This is a genomic window from Pelagibius sp. (assembly GCF_028289705.1).
Lineage (GTDB): Bacteria > Pseudomonadota > Alphaproteobacteria > Kiloniellales > Kiloniellaceae > Pelagibius.
On the sequence record NZ_JANQOI010000006.1, the window covers coordinates 22,910 to 45,590 of the forward strand.

General features: G+C 64.3%; 17 protein-coding genes. 6 read left to right on the top strand and 11 right to left on the bottom strand.

Features of this window, described 5'->3' with window-relative positions; all coding sequences use genetic code 11:
* Positions 1–57: 57 nt before the first annotated feature.
* The 3 genes from uppS to Q0996_RS00285 all read right to left on the bottom strand — a co-directional run bounded on the left by uppS (position 58) and on the right by Q0996_RS00285 (position 2,794).
* The gene (gene uppS / locus Q0996_RS00275; protein WP_299614829.1) at positions 58–972 is read right to left on the bottom strand and encodes a polyprenyl diphosphate synthase; all 915 of its coding nucleotides are present in this window, start codon (positions 970–972) and stop codon (positions 58–60) included.
* A 14-nt stretch (positions 973–986) separates the two neighbouring features.
* Complete coding sequence (locus Q0996_RS00280) at positions 987–2,120, bottom strand: mannose-1-phosphate guanylyltransferase/mannose-6-phosphate isomerase (RefSeq protein WP_299614830.1); 1,134 nt, start codon at positions 2,118–2,120, stop codon at positions 987–989.
* A 95-nt stretch (positions 2,121–2,215) separates the two neighbouring features.
* The gene (locus tag Q0996_RS00285) at positions 2,216–2,794 is read right to left on the bottom strand and encodes an XrtA/PEP-CTERM system exopolysaccharide export protein (RefSeq protein ID WP_299614832.1); all 579 of its coding nucleotides are present in this window, start codon (positions 2,792–2,794) and stop codon (positions 2,216–2,218) included.
* Between the two features lie 1,723 nt (positions 2,795–4,517).
* On the opposite strand from Q0996_RS00285, the gene galE reads away from it, so the two are divergent.
* From galE to Q0996_RS00315, 6 genes are all read left to right on the top strand, one after another.
* Positions 4,518–5,510, top strand: coding sequence for a UDP-glucose 4-epimerase GalE (gene galE, locus Q0996_RS00290; RefSeq protein ID WP_299614834.1), 993 nt, complete (start codon positions 4,518–4,520; stop codon positions 5,508–5,510).
* Between the two features lie 411 nt (positions 5,511–5,921).
* Positions 5,922–7,241 carry a TIGR03013 family XrtA/PEP-CTERM system glycosyltransferase gene (locus Q0996_RS00295; RefSeq protein WP_299614836.1) on the top strand — a complete coding sequence of 440 codons (1,320 nt, stop codon included), beginning with the start codon at positions 5,922–5,924 and terminating at the stop codon, positions 7,239–7,241.
* 76 nt (positions 7,242–7,317) lie between these two features.
* Positions 7,318–8,487, top strand: a complete 1,170-nt coding sequence (locus Q0996_RS00300; protein ID WP_299614838.1) for a glycosyltransferase family 4 protein — start codon at positions 7,318–7,320, stop codon at positions 8,485–8,487.
* Between the two features lie 43 nt (positions 8,488–8,530).
* Positions 8,531–9,709 carry a glycosyltransferase family 4 protein gene (locus Q0996_RS00305; RefSeq protein WP_299614864.1) on the top strand — a complete coding sequence of 393 codons (1,179 nt, stop codon included), beginning with the start codon at positions 8,531–8,533 and terminating at the stop codon, positions 9,707–9,709.
* Positions 9,710–9,906: 197 nt separating this feature from the next.
* Entirely contained in the window at positions 9,907–11,559 is a 1,653-nt protein-coding gene (locus tag Q0996_RS00310) for an XrtA system polysaccharide chain length determinant (RefSeq protein ID WP_299614839.1), read from the top strand.
* 18 nt (positions 11,560–11,577) lie between these two features.
* A complete protein-coding gene (locus Q0996_RS00315; RefSeq protein WP_299614841.1) occupies positions 11,578–12,696 on the top strand; it encodes an XrtA-associated tyrosine autokinase in 1,119 nt (372 codons plus the stop codon).
* 33 nt (positions 12,697–12,729) lie between these two features.
* On the opposite strand, the gene Q0996_RS00320 is transcribed toward Q0996_RS00315, so the two are convergent.
* The 8 genes from Q0996_RS00320 to Q0996_RS00355 all read right to left on the bottom strand — a co-directional run bounded on the left by Q0996_RS00320 (position 12,730) and on the right by Q0996_RS00355 (position 22,546).
* On the bottom strand, positions 12,730–13,500 hold the full coding sequence (locus Q0996_RS00320) for a YdcF family protein (RefSeq protein ID WP_299614843.1): 771 nt from the start codon (positions 13,498–13,500) through the stop codon (positions 12,730–12,732).
* Positions 13,501–13,567: 67 nt separating this feature from the next.
* Positions 13,568–14,854, bottom strand: a complete 1,287-nt coding sequence (locus Q0996_RS00325) for a nucleotide sugar dehydrogenase (RefSeq protein ID WP_299614845.1) — start codon at positions 14,852–14,854, stop codon at positions 13,568–13,570.
* A 248-nt stretch (positions 14,855–15,102) separates the two neighbouring features.
* The gene (locus Q0996_RS00330; protein WP_299614847.1) at positions 15,103–17,037 is read right to left on the bottom strand and encodes an XrtA/PEP-CTERM system amidotransferase; all 1,935 of its coding nucleotides are present in this window, start codon (positions 17,035–17,037) and stop codon (positions 15,103–15,105) included.
* A 187-nt stretch (positions 17,038–17,224) separates the two neighbouring features.
* Positions 17,225–18,274 carry a FemAB family XrtA/PEP-CTERM system-associated protein gene (locus Q0996_RS00335; protein WP_299614848.1) on the bottom strand — a complete coding sequence of 350 codons (1,050 nt, stop codon included), beginning with the start codon at positions 18,272–18,274 and terminating at the stop codon, positions 17,225–17,227.
* Entirely contained in the window at positions 18,196–19,164 is a 969-nt protein-coding gene (locus Q0996_RS00340) for an XrtA system polysaccharide deacetylase (protein WP_299614850.1), read from the bottom strand. The genes Q0996_RS00335 and Q0996_RS00340 overlap by 79 nt, the downstream gene beginning before the upstream one ends.
* 127 nt (positions 19,165–19,291) lie before the next feature.
* The gene (locus tag Q0996_RS00345) at positions 19,292–20,248 is read right to left on the bottom strand and encodes an XrtA/PEP-CTERM system-associated ATPase (protein ID WP_299614852.1); all 957 of its coding nucleotides are present in this window, start codon (positions 20,246–20,248) and stop codon (positions 19,292–19,294) included.
* A 274-nt stretch (positions 20,249–20,522) separates the two neighbouring features.
* Positions 20,523–21,599 (bottom strand): nucleotidyltransferase family protein, encoded by a 1,077-nt coding sequence (locus Q0996_RS00350; protein ID WP_299614854.1) that lies wholly within the window; start codon positions 21,597–21,599, stop codon positions 20,523–20,525.
* Positions 21,596–22,546 (bottom strand): HprK-related kinase A, encoded by a 951-nt coding sequence (locus Q0996_RS00355; RefSeq protein WP_299614855.1) that lies wholly within the window; start codon positions 22,544–22,546, stop codon positions 21,596–21,598. Before Q0996_RS00355 ends, Q0996_RS00350 begins: the two co-directional genes overlap by 4 nt.
* Positions 22,547–22,681: the final 135 nt, after the last annotated feature.

Consider the following 22,681-nt stretch of genomic DNA (forward strand, 5'->3'; position numbering starts at 1 on the left):
CGGCTGTGGCAGCCTGTGGAAGCCGGCACCGAGTTCGACGTAAGTCGTCGAAGGGCTCTAGAGGCCGAATCGCCTCTGGCGGTTTTGGTAGGCCCGTACGGCGCGCAGGAAGTCGATCTTTCGGAATTCCGGCCAGTCGATATCGCAGAAATAGAACTCGCTGTAGGCGCTCTGCCAGAGCAGGAAACCGGACAGCCGCAGCTCGCCGCTGGTCCGGATGATCAGATCGGGGTCCGGAAGATCGGGCGAGTAGAGATGCTTGCTGATCGTCTCGGCGGAGATCTCCTCAATGACCGCCGCAGGCTCCGGGCGACCGGCCAGTTTGGCACGCAGCATCGAGCGCAGGGCGTCGACCAACTCCTCGCGGCCGTCGTAGGCCACGGCGATGGTGAGCACGATGGCGGAGTGATCCTTGGTGGCCTCTTCGGCAGCGGCAATGGCCGCGCGCGTCGAGGCCGGCAGCAGGTCGAGGCGTCCGGCCGCGCGCACCCGCACCTGGTGGTGGTGCACCAGGGGGTCGCCGGCCAGTTCGATCAGCTTGTCCTGGATCGCCGCCAGGATGCCGCTGACCTCCTCGCTGGAGCGCTGCAGATTGGTGGTCGAACAGACCCACAAGGTCAGCGCCGGAATGCCAAGGGAGGCGCACCAGGACAACAGATGGTCGAGCTTGCCGGCCCCCAGCGCATAGAGCACATGGGGATCGGCGATGCCGCGGCGGCGGGCAAAGCGGCGGTTGCCGTCCAGGATGATGCCGATGTGCCGGGGCTGGCGGCCCTCCCGCAGCTGGCGTTCGAGCCGGCGCTCGTAGAGGCGGTAGAGGACGGCCTTGACTCGTGTCTTGAGGTCGACGAGAGGACCCGCCAGTCCGCGTCCGGCCTGCCGCTCCCCAGCCTGCCGTCGCCCGTCAAGAGGCCTTTCCTGGGCGCCGCGTCCCCGATAGGTCTGATCGCTGGTGTCACTGGACAAGGTCATCGTCTCGGCTGGAGTCAGGCCCGTCTATTGTCTTCAGAGCGCCGGTCTTGATCAAGCGGTGTGGCTGTGGTGCCGTCGGCGCGCGCTTCCAGGGCCCGGATCACCTTAGCGATTTCCTGAGCCCGGCTGCGCGGGCAGACCAACAGCGCCTCGGGGGTTGAGACGACGGCGATGCCGTCGAGGCCCAGGGCGGCGATCGGTACGGATGCGCTGTGCAGGTAGCAGCCCCGGGATTCAACCGCGACGACATCACCCTGGATTGCATTGCCGTGCCGGTCCTTGTCGGCGACCTGATACAGCGCGTCCCAGGTCCCGATGTCCGACCAGCCGATGTCGATGGGCACCACAGCGCCGCGCTCCGTTCGCTCCATGACCGCATGGTCAAAGGAGAGATCCGGCTGATCGGCGAAGGCCTGCGCCTCAAGGCGCAGGAAGTCGGAGTCCGTGTCGGCGCCCCCGAGCGCGGCTTTACAGGCCTCCAGGATCTCCGGCGCGTGGCGGCTCATCTCCTCCAGCAGAACGCCCGCGGCACTGAGGAACATGCCGCTGTTCCAGACGAAATCGCCGGCGGCAAGATACCGCTTCGCGGTCTCAAGATCTGGCTTCTCGACGAAGCGGGCGATTTCGAAGGCTCCTTCACAGTTGGGCAGGCTGGTCCCGCTTTGGATATAGCCATAGCCGGTTTCGGGCCGGTCGGGCTGTGCCCCAAAAGTGACGATCCGCCCCTGCGCGGCGACCTCGGCAGCCCTGCGCACGGCCAGGCGGAAGCCGGTTTCGTCTGCGATGAAATGGTCCGAAGGCAACAGCAGAAGCAGGGCTTGCGGATCGCGCGCCGCCACCAGCAGCGCCGCAGTACAGGCCGCCGGGGCGGTGCTGCGGGCGACCGGCTCCAGAACGATCCGCTGCGGTTCGCGCTGCTGCCGGCGCAGTTGCTCGGCGACCAGAAAGCGGTGCTGATGGCTGCAGATCACAAAGGGCGCCGCAAAGCTCTGAGGCTCGGCGACCCGGGCCGCGGTTTGCTGCAGGAGGCTTTGTGCGCCGGTGAGATCGAGGAAGGGCTTGGGGCGCGAGGGCCGGGACAGCGGCCAGAGGCGCTGGCCCTGGCCGCCGGCAAGAATCACCGGATAGATTGGATCACTGGCGGCCATAGCGCCTCAACGGCCGACGGCACGCGGCGAGACGAACGGGCAGGGGCGCGATGGACCGGCCTGCATGCGCTCGCCAGGCCTCCCCCGACCGGCGCCTAAAAGATGCTTTCCGGAATGATCAGGATATCACCGGGCAGCAGCGCAACATTGGCGGAGATGTCGCCGTCGTTCAGCAGGTCGTCCAGGCGCACGCGGAATTCGCGGATCTCATCGCCCTGGAAACGCACCAATGTGGTGTTGTTGCCGTCGGCGAATTCCGTCAGCCCGCCGACCTGAATGACGATGTCCAGCACGGTCATGTTGGCGCGGAAGGGGATGGCCTGGGGCTGGGAGGCTTCGCCGACGATTCTCACCTGCTGAGGAAAGGTTCCGACGAATCCGCCAACGATGACGGTGACGAGCGGGTCCTGGATATAGACGGCGAGTTGCGTCTCGATCTCCCGCGAAAGATTGCTGGGCGTCTTGCCTTCGACGTAGAGGTCCTCGATCAGCGGGACCGAGATGCGCCCGTCCGGCCGTACGGTCACCGATGTCGAGAGCTCCGCGTTGCGCCATACGAATATAGTCAGGGAGTCGCCGGCGCCGATCTGATAGAGCGGCGGCTCGTCGGGCGCTTCGACCAGCGCCGGCGGCAATTCGCGGCTATCGGCGCAGGCACCAACGGCCAATGCCACCAAGATGGCGCACAGTGCTGAAAAAAGTGACCTTATCCCCTCATTGGTCATTTACGAATCTCCACGCCTAGAATCCAATTACCCCTGACTGCAGACCTTAGATTGATGCGTTTGGAACGACAAGCGCAGAGCAATGGCCGCTTGAGGAATGACCCGGCCATTGCAGAAGCCGCCCGCCGCCCCGGAGATCCCCGCATGACGGGGCCCCCTTCGCAGCGGCCTCTGCGGGATGTCGCATGCAGTCTGCGGGCGCATATCACAGCCCGGTGGAGCGGCGTTTCCGGCTGGCAGGGGCGACACGGCAATCAGGTCTGTCACGGACAATCGGCAGTTCGACACCTAATGTCCGCGAACTCTGCGCCCTTCTGATCAACAAATGATTAAGGATAACGGGAAAAGGCAAGCCTCACCGGACCGCAGGAGGTCCCGAACCGGGTTCCCATGCAGTCCGACAAGTTCAAAGCTTTTAAGGTGACGCTGCGTTCAGCTCCCGCTCAGGGCAGAATGAATTCGATGATGATCCAATAACCTGAAAGGGAGCCGAGTATAAGCGTTGACAGGGCCAGTAATGACCGAATGCGACGCATCGATCGCGGGGCCGCCATCGCCGCCTGGTACAACTCAGATACGGACATTTTGAACGTCTCCCGTCCTTGTCTTCATGACAAAGCGAATGCATTCGAGGGAGCGTTGCCGGCTTAGGCCCTTTACCGGTCCGTCACCAGATTTACAGAGCCTGCTCTTACTACCCTGTAAACACGTCTGCAGGCGCCTGCGCGTTTTATTTACTTGCGCTATTTACCCGCTCCCGATTGATGATGTTATTCTTATGATCCATAAAAGTCAATGTAGTCATCATTGAATCAATTCGGATTAACCACTAATTGTAGCTCAATTTAAAGTAGTTTATTGCTTTATTGCCGAACCTGCGGAAGTCATCCTCCATGGTAAACCCCTCTTCGGCCTCGACCCGAAGTCTGTGTTAACCATAAAGACCCGCGATATTCCTTGCTTCCATGGTATTGCGCAGGCCTGCAAACCGACCGGGCTCCCGCTATCCTCCGGGTGTCGCGATGGCTACCACGGCAGCGCTTGCTATCAACCCCCAATTACACGCTGATTCTGTAGGTACTTTTGAGAAAAGATGAAAGTTCTGAGACTATTGCCAGCCTCAAAGTCTTGGAGACGGTCGCGATGGCCCGCGCCGTCGGGACCGATTGGAGGCTGACCGGTTGGCAACCCAAGGCTCCCAAGGCCTTAAGCATTGGCGCCGGGTAACAGGAGCTCGCTTCTTCCGATGGTGGGCAGCGGTCCGCAGGCTGTGGTTGAGCGGCCACAGGACCGCCGGACTCTCCCCGTAGCGGCGCTCGGCGCGCCGCCCACGCTCAGCAAAGGCGACGGAGCGGTATGTCTCCGAATCTCTGTTTAGGAAATTATGACTATCTGCGTGCGCCCAATGATAAGGTGACCAAACGACCCGCGAAGCCGCTGCCCGAACCGAGCCTGGGTGCCGATTGCAGGACGCTGTGCCGAGGGCGTTGCGGCAATCGGTCAGGCAGTGCACTCTCGCCCCCGGGTTGGTTTAGGTGACCGCTGCCGATTGCCTGATTGCCATCAGGCGTATGTCCGGCGGCGGTCATTGGTGTCAGAGGGCCTGGGCGGGCACGCACCCTCGGGGACAGCACCGGCGCCGCTTCCCGGCGCCCTAGAGAATGGGACAGCAATGACCGACAACGTCGTCCTGGTCACCGGAGGAGCGGGCTACATCGGCAGTCACGCCGTCTTGGCCTGTCGCCAAAGCGGGCATCGGGTGGTGGTCTTGGACAACCTCTCCAAGGGCCGGCGCAGCCTCGTCCCTGGGGATATCCCCTTCTATCAGGGCGATGTCGGCGATCCGCAATTGCTCGCGCAGATCTTCAGCGACCACCACGTCTCCGCCGTCATTCACTTTGCGGCCGATGTGGTGGTACCTGAATCGGTGGCCGCACCGCTGACTTACTATTTCAACAACACCTGCAAGACCCGGCTGCTGCTCCAAGCCTGCGTCGATCACGGCATCACCTCCTTCGTCTTTTCCTCGACTGCCGCGGTCTACGGCCAGCCGCGCCAGTCCCCAGTCAAGGAAACTGCGCCGACCCAGCCGGCAAACCCCTATGGGACTTCGAAGCTGATGGTCGAGTGGATGCTGCGCGACACGGCGGCGGCCCATGACCTCCGCTACATTTCCTTACGCTATTTCAATGTCGCCGGTGCGGATCCCCAGGGGCGGACCGGTCAGTCGACCCCGGATGCCACCCACCTCGTCAAGGTGGCCTGCGAGGCGGCGGCCGGCAAGCGATCGGAGGTCCAGATCTTCGGGGACGACTACGACACGCCCGACGGCACCTGTATCCGGGATTTCGTTCACGTCAGCGACCTCGCCCGCGCCCACGTTCTGGCGCTTGACCATCTGCAGGCCCGGCGGGAAAGCCTGACGCTCAACTGCGGCTACGGCCGCGGTTACTCGGTGCGCCAGGTTCTCGAGGCCATCAAGCGCATCTCCGGCACGCCCTTGACCATCCGCATTGCGCCGAGGCGCGACGGCGATGTGGCGGCGCTCGTGGCCGACGTGTCGCGGCTGCGTGGCGTCTTCGACTGGAAGCCCGAGCACGACGATCTCGACTTCATCCTGAGGACCGCCCTGGAGTGGGAAATAGGTCCTGCAATCCCCGGCTAGTCTCTGGGGCCGGGGCTGGGGTTGTCTTCGCGCTTGCAGCGCCAGGGCTGCTCTGCTTCAAAAGCGCGGCCGGCAGGACCGACCAGCGACACTGGACAGCCTTTGACACCGCCGCATAATGAACGGGCGGCGGCGGTTTTGCTGGCGCCCAAGCGGCGAGACTGACAACCGGAAAGGGAGAAATCTTCGCATAACCTTAATCTTAAATAGAGCGGCCGAATGCGCTTTCTTCATATTTTTCGTGGAGAGTACGTGGGATTCCCCACAGTGGCGCATTGCGGATCGAAACCGGTCTTCCAACATTCCTGGGTGAACAGGGGCAGCATTTGAGCGGGGCAAATGTTTCTTAGACTTCCTCAGAACTACTTTGCGAGACCTTTCGCTTTCCTTTTGATCGGCGAAGCTTTCGTCTTGTCTGCGGCCTTCTATCTTGGGGCCTTCAGCCAGTGGGGACTGGCGGTCGAATTCCACGATCTTATCCGCAACCACTTTTGGGATGCGGGGATCTACACACTAACCGGCGTCGGCTCGCTCTTTGCGATGGGCCTCTATCACGGCCGCTATTCGACGCGGTTCTTTGACGTCTTCATCCGCGCGATCCTCAGTCTGGGACTGACGTTCGTGCTTCTTTCGGTGTTGTTCTACGTCTGGCCTTCGCTGGCCGTGTGGCGCCGGACCCTCTTCATCGCGCTGCCGGTATCGCTGATGGGGGTGTTCCTGCTGCGCTATCTCTTCCTGCGCCTGATCGACACCGATCTCATCGCCCGGCGGGTCCTGGTTCTGGGAACCGGCGCCCATGCGGCGGAGATCGAGGAACTGGAAGGATCCAGCGAAAGCTGCGGCATGAAGTGCGTGGGCTTTCTGGATGTCGAAGGAACAGCGCCGCGCGTTTCCAATGCGCGCATCATCTCCAAGTCCGAATCCCTGCCGGCGCTCTGCTACGACCGCCAGGTCAACGAGATCGTCATCGCAGTACAGGAGCGCCGCGGCATGCTGCCGGTGGACGATCTGCTGGACTGCAAGCTCTCGGGGGTTGCGATCTACGATTTCATGACCTTCATGGAGCGCGAGACGGGGCGCTGCGATCTCAGCGGGTTGCGGCCGAGCTGGTTCATCTTTGCCGAGGGCTTCTCTGGCGGCGCCGTCCAGCACGCGGTCAAGCGCGGCCTGGACGTCGTTCTGAGCCTCTTCCTGCTGATCGTCTCTCTGCCGCTGATGGGGGCGACCGCCCTGGCGATCCGGATCGAAAGCTCGGGGCCTGTCTTCTACAGGCAGGAGCGCATCGGCCTGAAAGGCGAGTCTTTCACCATCATCAAATTCCGCAGCATGGCCGTGGACGCCGAGTCAGAAGGCGTGGCCGTCTGGGCGGCGCGCAACGATCCGCGGATCACCGTGGTGGGTCGGGTGATCCGCAAGCTGCGGATCGACGAGCTGCCGCAGATCCTCAACGTGCTGCAGGGCGACATGAGCTTCGTGGGCCCGCGCCCGGAACGCCCCGAGTTCGTCGAGCAGCTCACCGAGGCCTTCCCCTACTACAGCGAGCGGCACCGCGTGAAGCCGGGGATCACCGGCTGGGCTCAACTCCACTACGTCTACAGCGATTCCATCCAGGGCGGCCTCACCAAGCTGCAGTACGATCTCTACTACATCCGTCACTACAGCCTGCTTCTGGATCTCTTTATCGTCATGCAGACGGTGCGCGTGATCCTGTGGCCCACGGGTTCCAGATAAGCCGCTCTTGCCGCCCTGTCCCGGGATCGGCGGCTCCGGCACCTGCGCACCCGAGGCTGATCTGGCGATGACCGGAATGACGGCAAGGGCGTTGAACGCGACTGGCGCGGGCGCGACTGACGAGAAAGCCCGGCACCTCCTGCATGTTTTTGCCAGCTTCGGCTTGGGGGGCGTTCCCATCAGGATCTGCGAGGTGATCAACGGGTTGCCCGAAGGGGTGCAGCACACCGTGGTGTCGCTGGACGGCTGCTTTGAGGCCCGCCAGCGCTTGGCGCCCCACACCAGTGTTGCCTTTCGCCCGCTGGACCTGCCTGCCTACAACCTCCTGCGCAGTCTCGGCCGGGTCCGGGGGCTGATTCGAAGCCTCTCACCGGATCTTCTGCTTACATACAACTGGGGCGCCATCGAGTGCGCCCTGGCCAACCGCATAGCGCCGCTTTGCCGGCACATTCACTTCGAAAGCGGCTTCGGGGCCGAGGAGGGGGACGGGCAGCTTTGGCGCCGCAACCTTCTGCGGCGGGTCGCTCTTGCCAAGGCGGACCGGCTGGTGGTGCCATCGCGGACCCTGATGGCGATCGCCGCGGGGGCCTGGCGGGTGCCCGCGTCGAAGCTTTTGCATGTGCCCAATGGCGTCGACTTTACACGCTATCGCGGGATGCCCGGCCAGCGTGATGACTCCTTTCTTGCCGCCCGCGGCTTCGGGCCCATGGAGCCCCAAGTGACCGTCATCGGCACGGCGGCGCCGCTGCGCCCGGAGAAGAACGTCGGCCGGCTGCTGCGCGCCTTTGCCGCCCTGCCGGAGCGGTCGCCGGCCGTCCTTGTGGTCGCCGGTGACGGTACGGAAATGGACACGTTGCGGGCCTTGGCTGAGGAGCTGAAGATCGCGGAACGCACTTGTTTCCTCGGCCACATCGATGACGTGCCCGCAGCGCTGCGCGGCTTCGATGTCTTTGCCCTGTCGTCGGACACCGAGCAAATGCCCAACAGCCTGTTGCAGGCCATGGCGGCTGGTCGGCCCGTCGCCGCGGTCGACGTCGGTGACGTGCGGCACATCTTGGCCCCCGAAAACCGCCCACTCGTTGTGCCCAGGGACGAGGAGGGAGCCCTGACCCAAGCCCTGTCGTCACTTTGCGCCGATGCCGGTCGTCGCGAGACCCTCGGCCGCCTGAACCAACAGCGGGCCAGAGACGCCTACAGCCTCGAGAGCATGGTTGCCGCCTACGGCGCCTTGTTCGGTTTGGCCTGAGGCAGGGGCGAGGACGGCGATGGGAGCGGAGCGGCCCTTGCGGGTGCTGACTTTCACCTCGCTCTATCCCAATGCCGCCAAGCCCCAGCATGGCGTCTTCGTGGAAACCCGTCTGCGCCAACTGGTCGGTTCCGGCGAGGTCTCGGCCCGGGTCCTCGCTCCGGTTCCCTACTTTCCCTTTCGCTCCGAGCGGTTTGGGGCCTATGCCACCTTTGCCCGGGCGCCCCGGTCGGAGACGCGGTTCGGGATCGAGATCGACCATCCGCGCTATGTCACCATTCCGAAGATCGGCATGACCGCGGCGCCGTTCCTGCTCTACGCCAGCGCGCGGCGCGCCGTGGCCCGGCTGCTCCGGTCCGGCCACAGATTCGACCTGATTGATTCACACTACTGTTATCCCGATGGGGTTGCAGCCGTCATGCTAAGTCGGCATTTCGGGGTACCGGTCTCGGTGACCGCCAGGGGGACCGATATCAACCTGATCCCCGACCATCGTTTGCCGAGACGCTTGATCCAGTGGGCCACAGAGAGAGCCGACGGACTGATCACCGTGAGCGGCGCTCTTGCAAGCAGGCTCGCCGCCCTGGGTGTCGCCCGCAACCGCGTCACGGTCTTGCGCAACGGCGTGGATGCGGAATTGTTCCGGCCGGTCCGGCCGCTGTGCTCCGATCAGGAGCGCAAGGGGTCGGCCCTGGCGGTCTCGGTGGGCAATCTCGTGCCGCTCAAGGGGCACGACCTGGTTATCTCCGCTGCCAGCGAAATTCCCGGACTTGATCTGTGGATCGTTGGCGGCGGACCGGAACGGAGCCGCCTGGAAGCTCTGGCGCACAAGCTGGGGGTCGCCGACCGGGTCCGCTTCCTGGGGGTGGTGCCTTACGAACGTATGCCTGCGGTGTACAGTGCGGCCGATGTTCTCGTTTTGGCCTCCCAGCGTGAGGGTTGGCCGAACGTCCTGCTGGAGGCTATGGCCTGCGGTGCCAGAGTGGTCACGACAGAGGTTTCGGACGTGGCGGAACTCATCACCGATCCTGCCGTGGGGACCTGGGTCTCGGAGCGCAGCGTCCCGGCGCTAACCCAGGCAATCCGCGAGGTTTTGGCGACTCAGAGCTCCCGGGATGCGACTCGTTCGCATGCCCAGAGCTTCTCCTGGGAAGCGACGACGCAGGGGCAATTGGCGCTGTTCCGCGACATATTGCGGCGGCGCGGTTTAAATGGTCCGTAAATGCTAAATAGGGTACAACCTTTGAACGGTTGATCAGCATGGCGGATCTGACGTAAGAGCCCAGGTCTGAGGCCTCAGGGATTGCGGCAGATGCGAGATAAAGCAATAGGATCAGGTACCTGTTTGGTGAGAGGCTGTCCCTCCCATAGGTCTTTGGGAGCAGCCCTCCTGAGTTCGGGCGATTGGAGCGTTCTGGCGTGACTGAGCTCTATACTCTCGTTTTCTTCTACCTGAACGCGCTCTGGAAGCGGCGTTGGGTGGTGGTCGTGGGTGCTTGGATTGTGGCGGTTCCGGGCTGGCTGTTGGTGGCCTCCCTGCCCAGCGTCTATGAATCCTCCAGCCGCATCTACGTGGACACCTCCAGCGTCTTGCAGCCGCTGCTGCGCGGCATCGCGGTTCAGAGCAATCTGCAGACGCAAGTCCAGATGATGAAGCAGACCCTGCTCAGCCGTCCCAACCTCATGGAGGTCGCCCGCGAGACCGACTATGACCTGACGGTCACCAACGACATTGAGATGGAGCAACTTCTGGAGAGCATCGAGAGCAGAACCTCGGTGTCGTCCAACCGTGAAGATATCTTCGCCATCTCGTTCGAGGATCCGGACCCTCAGCGCGCCTACGATGTGGTGCAGGCGCTGCTGTCGATCTTCGTCGAAAGCAACCTCGGCGAAAGCCGGGAGGATCTCGATACGGCCGAGGAGTTCATCGACCGCCAGATCGCCGACTACGAAGCCCGCCTGATCGAGGCCGAGGACCGGCTGGCCAAGTTCAAGCAGTCCAACATCGATGTCGTCCTGGGCGAAGGCAGCTATCTGGGAAGGGCCACGGCTGCGACCGATCGCATGGAGCAGCTCGAACAGGACCTGAGCGTGGCCGTCGCCCAACGAAACCTGCTGCGCGAGGAACTGAGCGCCATTCCTGAGACGGTGGCGACGGAACTGGTCAACGCAGGACCGCCTGATGACACCGAGTATCGGATCGTCGAGATCGAAGCCCAGCTCCGGCTGCTGCTGTCCCAGTACACCGAAAAGCACCCCGACGTGGTCACTCTGAAACGCCAGTTGGGTGCCCTTGAGGCCAAGCGCGAGGCGAACCTGGCGGCGCTGGCCGAAGCGGGTGAGACGGCCAGCGATGCCGAAGAGGAGGGCTTTGGGGCGCCCAATCCGATTTACGGTCAGGTGAAGCTGCAGTTGATCCAGATCGAGACCGCGATCGAAGACCTGCGCCGCCGCGCCGCTACGGCGCGGGCCGAGGCCGAGGCCCTTGTGGCCAAGGCCGAAGACGTGCCGCGGGTCGAAGCCGAGTACAAGCGTCTCAATCGCGACTACGACATCATCAAGGCGCGCCACGACGAGCTGCTGTCGCGGCGTGAGTCGGCGCGCATGTCGCGCAGCCGCGATGCCGTCGGCCAGCAGGTGCAGTACCGCCTGATCGATCCGCCGGTGGTCGCCAACCAGCCGGTCGGCCCCAACCGGCCCCTCTTTCTCGCGGCCGTCCTGATCCTGTCTCTCGGCGCCGGCCTGGGCCTCGGCTTCCTCCTGGTGATCCTGGACACCAGCTTCTCGACCGCGGCGGAACTGCGCGATTTCACGGGCATACCAGTGTTTGGCACGGTTTCAGATACAAGAAAGAAAGCGGCCAGCCAGTTCGCCGGTAATCTGGCGCTCGGGTCAATCTTCCTGGCCCTTGTCGTATCGCTCGGCGTCTTGCTGGTCATTGAACGGCAGTATGGCCTGGATACCTTCGTTACCGCGGACCTCAGCACCGAGCTCTTCGGCAGAGGCGCGCGTCTTGTCGTTGATACCGCCTATGATCTGTTGGATTGGATGCGCGCCAACGTTCTGTCTTAAAGGGAGCACCCGGACATAATGGACGACAGTACAGGCAGCCCTCGAACGAACCGAGGCGGCGCGCGGACCTCGCTGGTCGAACGGGCGGCGCAGAAGATCGTCGCCGACCGTGGCCCTGCAAAGCCGGCGCCGAAGAAGCCGGATCCCGATCCCGAACCGATCCCAGCCTCCGATCCGCCGCCGACCGACCTGGCTTCGCTGGAGAACAGCCAGGCGAACGAACTGCCGGAGGTTGCTCCGGCATCGGTCTCCGAGCCTGCGGAAGAGCCGCTGCTGCGAGAGGCGGAACCGGCTGCACAAGGGCAGTCCAACGGCACGGCGGCTCCCGCCGCGGCTCCACAGGCGCCCCCCCAGTCGCCGCCCCCCCATCCGGGCGGAGGAAAGCGCTCCTCGCGAATTGCCAAGATCGATGTGGCGGGCCTGATGTCGCGAAACATCCTGACCCCGCAGACCAAGCGTAACCGAACGGTCGAGGAGTTCCGGCTCATCAAACGCATGGTCCTCAGCCGCCGCTGGGACCAGAAGGACGCGCCCGGAAACTCCATCGTGGTGACCAGTGCCCTGCCGTCGGAGGGCAAGACCACGACGGCGATCAACCTCGCCATGTCGATCGCGGCGGAGGAAGACCTTCGCGTGCTGCTGATCGATGCGGATTTCATCCGGCCCGATGCCCTGCGCCAGCTTGGCGTCTCCTCGGACAAGGGGCTTATCGACGTCATTCAGGATCCGCGCCTGGATATTGCCGATGTCATGCTCAAAACCGACATCGACAAGCTTTCGCTGATTCCTTCCGGCCAGCCCCACGACCGTTGCACGGAGCTGTTGGCCAGTGCCCGCATGGACGAGCTGATCACCGAGCTGGCCAGCCGCTATGAAGACCGCATTCTGATCTTCGATTCTCCCCCGGTGCTGGCGACGTCGGAGTCCGTGGAACTCGCCTCTCACATGGGGCAGGTGATCTTCGTCGTGCAGGCCGGCCGCACCAAGCGCGAGACTGTGGTCAGTGCCCTGGAACTGATCGGCGCCCGTTCGGACATCGGCCTGGTGTTGAACCGGACTGCCTCGCGCCTCGGCAGCACCGAGTTCGGCGCCTACTACAGCGCCTACTACTACGGCTACGACGAAAAGAAGAAGTAGGCCGCAGGGGAGCAGCCGCCCGCCCGAGGCGGGCTAAGCGCGCAGGCGATACCAGACGATACCGATCCACTCATGGACGGCGTAAAAGGTTGCGCGCAGGGCCTGGACCGAGGGTACGAAGTCGATCAACAGCGGATCGGCCCGGGAGAAGAAGCGGGTCGGCGCCGGTGTGATATCCAGGCCGGTGGTGCCGAAGGCGATCATGGCGCGGGGCATGTGCCAGGCGTGGGTCACCAGATAGATCTTCTCGATACCCTGGGCGCGCAGCAGGGCGGCGGACAGCCTGGCATTCGCGAAGGTGTCTTCGGAGCGGTCCTCAAGCCAGCGCACCGGCACCTCGAAGTCCTGCTCCAACGTCCGTTTCATGACCGCGGCGATGCTGCTCTCGGACGCGCCCGCGATGGGCCCGCCGCTGACCAGGATCGGCGTCCCGGTGGCTTTGAACAGCCGTGCCGCATACTGCAGGCGCTGCAGGGTCAGGTTCCCCGCCGCATCGGTCCCCTGGTCCGCGGTTTCCGGCTGCGCGTATTCAGGTGCCTTGGCGTAGACGCCGGCGCTGAGCACGACGATCGCCCCGATATCCGGGTCCGGCTGGCTCAGGTTGACGGGGGCGTAAGGCTGCAGCGGCGCCATCAGTTCGCCGGCGAGGAAGGGCGTGGTGGCCAGATAGGTGACCGCCAGCAGGAGCAGCAGGAAGCTGCGGCCCAGCCGCGGCCAGCGCCGTTGCAACAGCCAGCCCACCAGCAGCAGAACGAACAGCGAGGTCGGCGGCAGAACCAGGGTCTTCAGGATCTTGTAAAGCAAACCGTCTCCCGGACATCAAACCGGCCGGGCGGGGGAGCGGGCTGGTTCCGTCAATACATGAAACACTCTAGAGGCTCCAGTAGTGGAGCGTCGGCGGCAGCTCCGCGGGGTCCAGGGCTGACTTGACGTCCACCAGCACACCGCCGTCGACCAAGCGGTCGCAGGGACCGGGGTCCATCTCCTCCATGATGGCACGATGCGGCACGCAGAGCACGGCGGCGTTCAGATCGACCATGGCCTCGGCGCCCACCAGCCGGATTCCGAACTCCTCTTCCGCCTCCTCCGGGTCGACCATGGGATCGTGAACCAGAGGCTCGATGCCATACTCGCGCAGTTCGGCGATGATGTCGGGAACCCGGCTGTTACGCAGATCGCGCACGTTTTCCTTGAAGGCCAGCCCGAGGATGCCGACCTTCGGCGATCCGGTGAGGCGGCCCGACTGTCCCAGCATCTTCACCAGACGCCCGGCAACGAAGGCCCCCATGCCGTCGTTGATCCGGCGGCCGGAGAGGATGACCTCCGGATTGTAGCCGGCCTCCTCGGCCTTGGCGGTCAGATAGTAGGGGTCGACGCCGATACAGTGACCGCCCACCAGGCCGGGGGTGAAGGTGAGGAAATTCCATTTCGTCGCGGCGGCAGCGAGGACGTCGCGCGTCGGAATGTCGATCTTCTCGAAGATGATCGCCAGTTCGTTCATCAGGGCGATGTTGAGATCGCGCTGGGTGTTCTCGATCACCTTGGCGGCCTCGGCCACTTTGATCGATCCCGCCCGGTGGACGCCGGCGGAGGTCACGGCACCGTAGATGCCGGCGACGCGGTCGAGGGACTCGGCATCCTGGGCCGAGACCACTTTCACGATCCGCTCGAGAATATGCTCGCGGTCGCCGGGATTGATCCGCTCTGGCGAGTAGGCGAGCTTGAAATCCTTGCCGGCCACCAAGCCCGACACCTCGGCCAGAAGCGGGCCGCAGAAGTCTTCGGTCACCCCGGGATAGACCGTCGATTCCAGGGCGACGATGGCGCCGGGTTCCAGGTAGGCGCCGACGGTGCGGCAGGCGCTGCTCACCGCGCCGAGGTCGGGACGGCGGTTCTTGTCCACCGGTGTGGGAACCGTGATCGCAAAGAAGCTGCGGTTCTTCAGGCAGGCGGGATCGGAGGAAACCGTCAGGCCCGAACTTTGCAGGGCCTCCGGTTCCACCTCGCCGGTCCAGTCGTCGCCTTGGGCCAGGCTGGCGACGCGCTTTTCGTTGACGTCGAAACCGACCACGTCCTCGAAATTGCGGGCCAGGGCGACGGCCAGGGGCAGGCCTACGTAACCCAGGCCGATCACCGCAATTCTCTCGTTGTTCTTCATGCTCTCGTCTCCAAGGAACGGCCGCCGCCAGGTCTGTGCCGGCCGTCAAGTTGTCTTGCCGCGTGTGGCCAGTGTCCGCTGGCGCGCCGTGTCATTCGATTGTCGCCGGCCGGCTGATCATGCCCCTTGACGGATCATGTCCCAACGGCCCTGCAAAGGCCGGTCGGGCCGTGGTCGAACCTACTGGAGAACGGAAGCGGCAAGCGGCCTGGCTCGGAATTGGGGAAGGGCACCTCGCTTGGAAGTCTTCAGGTCCCGGTGGCCCGCTGGGCGCCGTTCGCAACGTCTGCCGTCGTGTGGACGTTGCTGAGGAAGGACTCGAACATGAGCAGCGACCAGATGGGAGGGCTGTGATCGCTGGCGCCGCTGGCGTGTTCGTCCAGCAGGCGCTGGATGAAGGCCGTGTCGAAGAGGCCCACCTGGTCCAGCATGCCGTCCAGCAGGCGCCGCCGGGTCGGCTCGCGCAGCGGCCCGCGGAACCACTTCGCGAGGGGGATGCAGAAGCCCATCTTCTCGCGATAGAGGATCTCTTGCGGCAGCCGGTCTTCCATGGCCTTCTTCAAGAGGTACTTCCCTTCGCGGGCCCTCAGCCGAAAGCTGGGGGGCAGCGTCGCCGCCCATTCCAAAAGCTGGTGATCGAGCAGGGGGACGCGCACCTCCAGTGACGTCGCCATGCTCGCCCGGTCGACCTTGGTCAGGATGTCGCCGGGCAGATAGGTCTTCATGTCGGCATACTGGACCCGGTCGAGATGGTGTTCGACCGGCGCGTCCCTGATCGCCTCTTCCAGGACGTTCCTGGCATGGTAGCCCTGAAGGTCGCGGTGCATGCGCTGCGAATAGAGGCGCCGGCGCAGGCGGTCGTCGAAAATCGAGACGCTGTGGAAGTAGCCTTCCACGCTGTCCCGCGCCAGGGCCTGCAGGGTCGATTTCGCCCGCAGCGGACGCGGCGCCCAATCGAGCTTGGGGTAGAGCCGGCCGAGCAGCGAGAAGACCGGATGACGCAGCGGACCGGGCAGCGTGCCGCGCACCAGCTCTTCGTAGTGATGCCAGCGGTAGCGCCGATAGCCGGCGAATCCCTCGTCGCCGCCGTCGCCGGAGAGCGCCACGGTCACGTTCTCGCGGGCCAGACGGCAGACCTGATAGGTCGGCATCGCCGAGGAGTCCGCGAAGGGCTCGTCGTAGAAATTCGACATGTCCTCGATCAGATCGAAGGAGTCCGCTGCGACCTGACGGGAGCGATGGTCGGTCCGCAGATGCTTGGCCACCATCTCGGCGAAGCCGGCCTCGTCGAAGTCCGGCACGTCGAAGCCGATTGAGCAGGTGTTCACCGGGCTTGCCGAGTGCTGGGCCATCATGCTGACGACGCTGCTGGAATCGACGCCGCCGGAGAGGAACGCTCCGAGCGGAACGTCGGCCATGAGGCGGATCCTGACCGCTTCGCTCATGCGCTCCTGCAGTTCGGCGCAGGCATCTCTCTCGTTCATGCGGTGATCGGCCTGGAAGGCGATTTCCCAGTAGCGCTGCGGGCGCGGCTGGGCGGCGCCGCGTCTCCACACCAGCGTGTGGGCCGGCGCCAGCTTACGCACGCCCTCGTAGATTGTCTTGGGGTCCGGCACGTAGCCGAAGGCAAAGTAGTCTTCGATCGCCCGGATATCGAAGCGCCGCTCCAGGCTGGGATCGCAGAGCAGGGCCTTCATCTCCGAGCCGAAGATCAGGCGTCCGTCGGGCAGGACGGCATAGTAGAGCGGTTTGATGCCCAGCCGGTCGCGGGCCAGGAACAGGGTTTCCTTGTTGGCGTCCCACAGGGCGAAGGCGAACATGCCGCGGAAGCGCTTGACGCAGTCCGGGCCCCACTCCTCCCAGGCATGGACCACCACCTCGGTGTCGCAGACCGTCCGGAACTGATGGCCGCGCTCGCTCAGCTCCCGCGCCAGCTCCTTGAAGTTGTAGATCTCGCCGTTGTAGACCACGCACACGCTGTGGTCCTCGTTGAACAGGGGCTGGTGCCCGCCGGCGAGGTCGATGATCGACAGGCGGCGATGGCCGAGGCCGATGCCTTCGGCCACATGAAAGCCGACACCGTCAGGTCCCCGGTGGACCAGGCTGTTGGTCATCGTGGTCAGCAGGTCGCGGTCGATCGCGCGCCGCTCTCTGACGTCGAAGATTCCTGCCAGTCCGCACATGGTTTCCCAGTCCCAAAACAACGCAACCGGACAGAGGTTACGGCCGGGCCGTATCCTCCTTTGGTTGCGTAGGCAATTCTAGCATATTTGTCGGACTACTTGATGAATACTTTTCCATTTTTACCAAGGTTTTATTGCCGTTGGCGCATCCAGGCGGAGCCTGCTATCGGGGCACGGCAGGCCCTATCTAGGCCAGTTCCCGGGAGACGAGTGGGCCCAGCCGATTGGCCACCAGCAGCGGCAGACGCTTCCAGGTGGCGACCATCAGGGCATACTTGGGATTGAGGGGGTTGATCTCGGGGATCTCATTCAGCTTCAAGAGGGCGTGCTCGTAGTAGAGCGGCTCGGCCTCAAAGCCCCAATGCTTCTTGAACGCGAAGGAGCCGGTCCCGACCTTGCTGCGGCCGAAGTCGTAGGTCTTGACGCCGGCTTCGCAGGCGCGGCGCATCACCTCCCAGTACATGAAGTCGTTGGCCGCATGGGTCCGCGCCGCCTTGCAGCCGCCGCCGTAGTAGGGCAGCACCTCGTCGCGAAAGAAAAACGACAGCACGCTTGACAGAGGTTGTCCGTCCAGCAGGACGGTCAGTACCTCGCAGGACTCCGCGAAAACCGACTTCAGGCAGTCGAAGTAGCGCCGGCTCAAGACCGGCGTGCCGAGGTTGCGCACGCTTTCGGCGTAGAGCGGATAGAGCTGCCCGACGTCCTTGTCGATCCTCCCCTCGAGGCCGCGCTTGATGCCTTTGCGCACCATGGCCCGCTGCTTGCGGGGGATCGCCAGCAGGGCCTTCTCCGGGTCGGGGTCGATCGCCTTGCGGAAGGTCACATAGGTTTCCCGGTTGCAGGGCCAATCCGGGTGCAGCGGCTCCCGCAGGCGGTACTCCACCCGCTCGGCCCGCAGATCGCGGGCCAGATCGATGGCGGCGGCATCGAGGGCGGCCAGGGCCTCGGCGGAGGTGGTCAGCGGCCCGCCGTAAACGCAGAAGCCGTTCGATATCAGGCTGTTCCCGAATATCCGCCCGCGCACGTGGGTAAGCGGGAGAACCCCCGTAATCGCCCCGCCCTGACGGGCCAGCAGGAAGTGGCAGCGATGGCCGAAGCTCTCCTCGATCACCGCCTTCCAACCGGAGAGATGGAAGAAGGTTGCCTTGGGATGGGCCGTTACGAAGCCGTCCCAGGCAGAATCCTGTCCGTCTTCGAGACGGTCGATTTGGAGCCCGTTGGCAGTGTCGCTTGGCATACGTCCCCATACTCGCTCGAAAGGAATACCCGGTCCATCCGGTCCCAGTGGAAATCCCGCAGCAGGGCCCGCAGCCGACGCTCCATGGCGCGGAGATTGACATAGTGCCGGAACCGCGACCGCAGTGGCACGCCTTCGAAGCGCGGCTGATCCGGATCCACCTCCCAGGGATGGAAGTAGAAGATGGTGGGCTGCCCGTCGCTCTGGCGGATGCGCCGCTGGCTCCAGCGAAACCAGGCATAGGGCAGCAGCCGGAAGTATCCGCCGCCGCCGCCCGGCAGGTTTCGGTTGAACAGCTTCAGGGTGGAGATCGGGATCTCCAGGAAGTCGTGCCCCGCGATCGGCCGATAGGCAAAGCGGGAAGCCTCCGGCATGCCATAGTGATCGTGCTTGATGGGATAGATGCTGGAACTGTAGCTGTGGCCCTCTTCGGCGAGGACGTCGAAGGCCCAAAGCGATCTCTGGTCGATGGAGAAGCTGGCGGCCCGGTAGCCTTTGACTTCCTGGCCGCCGATATCCTCCAGCAGGCCCTTGGTCCTGCGCACGTCCTGGCGGAACTCTTCGGGGCTCTGGCTATGGACCCGAACGTGTTCGTAGCCGTGGCTGGCCAGCTCGTGGCCGCCGGCGACGATTTGCCGAACGACGTTGGGATAGCGTTCGGCTATCCAGCCCAGGGTGAAGAAGGTGGCGGTGACCTGCCGCTCGGCAAAAAGGCCGAGCACCCGGTCCATGTTGCGCTCGACACGGCAGGGCAGGCTCTCCCAGTCCGCGCGTCTAACGCAGTCGGCAAAAGCCCCGACCTGGAAGTAGTCTTCCACGTCGACGGTCATTGCGCCCGGCATTGCCCCCGGCATCTGTCCGGTCGCGGCAGCGGTCTCGGTGCCTGCCATTCCCGTTCTCCCGCGCTCCCGAGCCGGCCCTAGGGCCGGCCCAGACTGACGCCGGTGCCGCCCAGGCCGTAGGGCCCGCCGGTCCGGTATCTTGCCAAGAGGTCAGCGCCAGTGAGCACGAAGGGGGCTAGCCTTCCTGTTCATAGGGATTGCGGAAGTCGACCACGCGGTCGGACTCGCCTTTAGGCTCCGCCTCGGCGTCGGGATCGCTCTCCAGCTCCAGCGCGTCGTCGGGACGGTCCTGCGCGTCGATGTCGAGCGACAGGCCGTTGGCGTCGAACTTCATGTCGCTGATCACCAGGCGGACGTCGTCCAGGTCGACCGCGTGCTTCTCCTCGATGAAGGCGTGCCAGAGCAGGCGGTCGCAAAGGTTGTTGATGAGGCGCGGCACGCCTCTGGTTTCCCGGTGAATGGCCGCAAAGCAGCCGTCGGCGAAGCTGGGATCGTTGTTCCAACCGACCTTCTTCAGGCGGTAGAGGACATATTGCCTCAGCTCATCCTCGCTCAGCGGATTGAGGTGGTGAATGGCAACGATGCGCTGGCGCAACTGTTCCAAGCCGTTGCTCGCCAGCTTCCTGCGGAACTCCGGCTGGCCGATCAGGAAGACCTGCAGAAGTGGCCGGTTCTGGTGATAGATGTTGGAGAGCATGCGCAACTCTTCCAACGCGGAGATCGGCAGGCCCTGCGCCTCGTCCACGATCAGGATCGCCCGGGCGTTGCGGCGCTGGGTGTCGAGCAAAAAAGCCTCCAGGTCGCGGAAGACCGAGGCCTTGTCGGCACCTCTCTGGCGCAGGCCAAAAGCGGAGGCGACCATGCGCAGGAAGCTGTCGGCCTCGAACTGTGTGCTTGCGATGTTGGCGGTGACGGCGCTGCTCTTGGGCAGACGGTTCAGGAAGTAGTCGATGAAGACCGTCTTGCCGGCCCCGATCTCGCCGGTGATCACGACGAAGCCCTCGCCCTTGCTCAGGCCGAAGCTCAGATAAGACAGCGCGCGGCGGTGCGACTCACTGCGAAAGTAAAACCTGAGATCCGGCGTCAGGTTGAAGGGGTATTCCTGAAGATTGAAGAAATCGGTGTATCTCATGATGCCTTGATCGCCATATGCCTAGCTATATCCGTGGTCGGGCACGCTCACCCGGTAACAAGACACGCACTTAGAAAATGAGCGGATAATTTACACGGCGGCAGCCGAAATAGCGATTCCTTCCTGGCTCGAGTTGGCCTGCCTCGATTTGGGGGTATGCAGATGAACGCGTGCGGCCCGCCCCATCCGGCCCGATCTTGTCGGCCAGCCCTAAAGATTTCGTGAGTATGCATTTACCAGGCGCGCCGCTTAACCTTAACGAGAGATCAAGGATTCATTCTTCCTCGCCGCGGTGGACCGCCTTTCGGACCAGGTGGGGCAGCAACAGGGCAAAGGGCATCCGCAGGTAGTGGGCGCGCGCGTAGAGCAGCCAGCGGGCAAGGGGGGTCAGGCGGCCGTCGCAGCTCTTGTGGTCGGGCAGCAGCGCCCTATCGAAGAGGCTGTCAAAGAGGGCGCGCCTGGCGGTGCTCGGCTGCCATCGCTCAGCCGCACTCAGGGCCTTCGGCGGAATGGGGACGTCCAGGAGCCGCTGCAGATAGCGGAAGGTGAGATAGAGCGGGCCGGTGAGCCCCAGGTCTTCGGCGCGCCGCGGCAAGGCATCCCAGAACCCGGGCTCGGCCCCGAAATGGCGCAGCAGGTCACTGAGATCGAGCAGATCCCGCAGGCCCCGGTCGAACTCGCCGTCGTTGAACAGGTGGACGGCACTGTGCAGCACCATGTCGGTCGGCGCCAGGATGCGCAGCGCGGCAACATCCAGGGTCCGGCTGGCGGCCACCAGGGGTTCGGGTTCGACCGACGCGCGCGCGGTCGGCTGCACGATGGTGTGGTGCACGTCGAGCACGGTCTGCCGGCGGTCGTGGCGCAGGGGGGGGATCTGATGGGTCCATTGCCGGTAGTAGCGCTGGTCGTAGGCATCGGTTACGTCGGTGAGCCATTCTGACCTCAGCAAGGCCTTTTCGACTGCGGCAATACGGTCCTTGGGCACCATGAAGTCGATGTCGGCGAACAGCCGGCCGCGGGCCGGCGGCAGATCGGCAAAGACGTAGGCCGCCCCTTTCAGCAGCGTGATAGGGACCTTCAGATCGGCCAGCACCCGGGTGACGCAGATCACCTCCCAGCGCACGTCGCGGACATGCTTCAGGGCCAGTGTCCTGGCTGCCAGCAGGTGCTGGAGCGGCCCCTCGGGAACCTCCGCCAGGCTGCCGCGGTCTTCCAGCAGAAAGGCGATGCGGGCCAGCACGCCGGAGCGCCTGGCCTGGCGCACGACCAGGTCCCACTGCTCGAGGGACAGCGCGCGGAAGTCATCGGGACGCCGTAGGAGATTCAGCAGCAGGTGGCGCCGGTCGCTCATCCGCTCGATGTCTTCGGTCCAACCTCGCGCGCCGGCGCGGCCGCGGGTTCCAGCGCCGCGAAGACTTCGCGGGCTTCGGCCAGATCGCTGTAGGTGAAGTCGTAGGAGGCGCAGCCGTCGACCACCTTGGAAAGGAGGTCGAAGCCCTGGCGGCCGTGGATGCTGTAGTTGAAGGCGTTGCGCCCGATCTCGATGACGGTGTCCGCCTTCGGCCGCGGCACCAGGGCGGTCGCCGCATCCTTTTTGTAGCTCGGGAAGATGACCCAGGCCGGCTGCGCCGTTTCGCCGATCCGTGCCAGGCTGTCCGCAGGCGCTTTCAGCAGTGCGACTGTGCCCTTCACGGTGTCTTCCGAGCGCCGGCTCAGCCTTGCCGAGGGAATGAGCCCACCGATGATATCGATGGACTGGTTCTTCAGGCTGATGGGTCGCGCCAGGGCGGTAACCCGGCCGTCCTCGAGAGACAGCAGTGCCAGTTCGTCGGACAGCAGCCGCCAGCCGTTGTTGACGAGATAGGCGGTGAGGGTGCTCTTTCCGGAGCCCGGCGCCCCCGGCAGGATCGCTGCGAAACCGTCCTTCTCGATAGTGGCGCTGTGGATAATGAGATACTGGTGGGCGTGCCCTCCGATGCACCAGTTGAGCCCCCATTCCATCATCGGCAGGGCCTGGTCCAAAGGCAGCGGCTTGAAGATCCGCAGGCCGTCGAACTCGAAATTGACCTGCCGGCGCAACCAGCGCCTTGGACCCAGCGGCTGGGTCAGGGCGACATGGAAATCCGCAAAATCCCCCTCCGCTTCGATGGGATAGTCGGCATAAAGCAGTGAGATGCCATCGACCACGGCGGGAATGCGGGTGCGGATGCGGTTGAGAAAGGGCCCGGTCCAGAGATTGAGGCCTGGCCCTGCCAGCCGGGCGACCAGTTCCTGCCGTGACCAATCTGAGAGCTTCACCGCGTACCTTGGACCCGTAACTCTACGCACATTGACCGCCGCGCGGCGGCCGGACCCCGGGCCCGCAAGAGTGCGGTGGGCGAAGGCCGGGTGCAAATCGAAAATTCCCCTGGGTCCTGAGGGTTCGCTGCCGGC

Bases quoted from the DNA above. Each gene is read 5' to 3' on its own strand.
- Q0996_RS00350 (WP_299614854.1), bottom strand. From the start codon at position 21,599: ATGAGCGACCGGCGCCACCTGCTGCTGAATCTCCTACGGCGTCCCGAT.
- Q0996_RS00325 (WP_299614845.1), bottom strand. From the start codon at position 14,854: ATGAAGAACAACGAGAGAATTGCGGTGATCGGCCTGGGTTACGTAGGC.
- Q0996_RS00345 (WP_299614852.1), bottom strand. From the start codon at position 20,248: ATGAGATACACCGATTTCTTCAATCTTCAGGAATACCCCTTCAACCTG.
- Q0996_RS00330 (WP_299614847.1), bottom strand. From the start codon at position 17,037: ATGTGCGGACTGGCAGGAATCTTCGACGTCAGAGAGCGGCGCGCGATC.
- Q0996_RS00280 (WP_299614830.1), bottom strand. From the start codon at position 2,120: ATGGCCGCCAGTGATCCAATCTATCCGGTGATTCTTGCCGGCGGCCAG.
- Q0996_RS00315 (WP_299614841.1), top strand. From the start codon at position 11,578: ATGGACGACAGTACAGGCAGCCCTCGAACGAACCGAGGCGGCGCGCGG.
- Q0996_RS00300 (WP_299614838.1), top strand. From the start codon at position 7,318: ATGACGGCAAGGGCGTTGAACGCGACTGGCGCGGGCGCGACTGACGAG.
- galE (WP_299614834.1), top strand. From the start codon at position 4,518: ATGACCGACAACGTCGTCCTGGTCACCGGAGGAGCGGGCTACATCGGC.
- Q0996_RS00335 (WP_299614848.1), bottom strand. From the start codon at position 18,274: ATGCCAAGCGACACTGCCAACGGGCTCCAAATCGACCGTCTCGAAGAC.
- Q0996_RS00340 (WP_299614850.1), bottom strand. From the start codon at position 19,164: ATGGCAGGCACCGAGACCGCTGCCGCGACCGGACAGATGCCGGGGGCA.
- uppS (WP_299614829.1), bottom strand. From the start codon at position 972: ATGACCTTGTCCAGTGACACCAGCGATCAGACCTATCGGGGACGCGGC.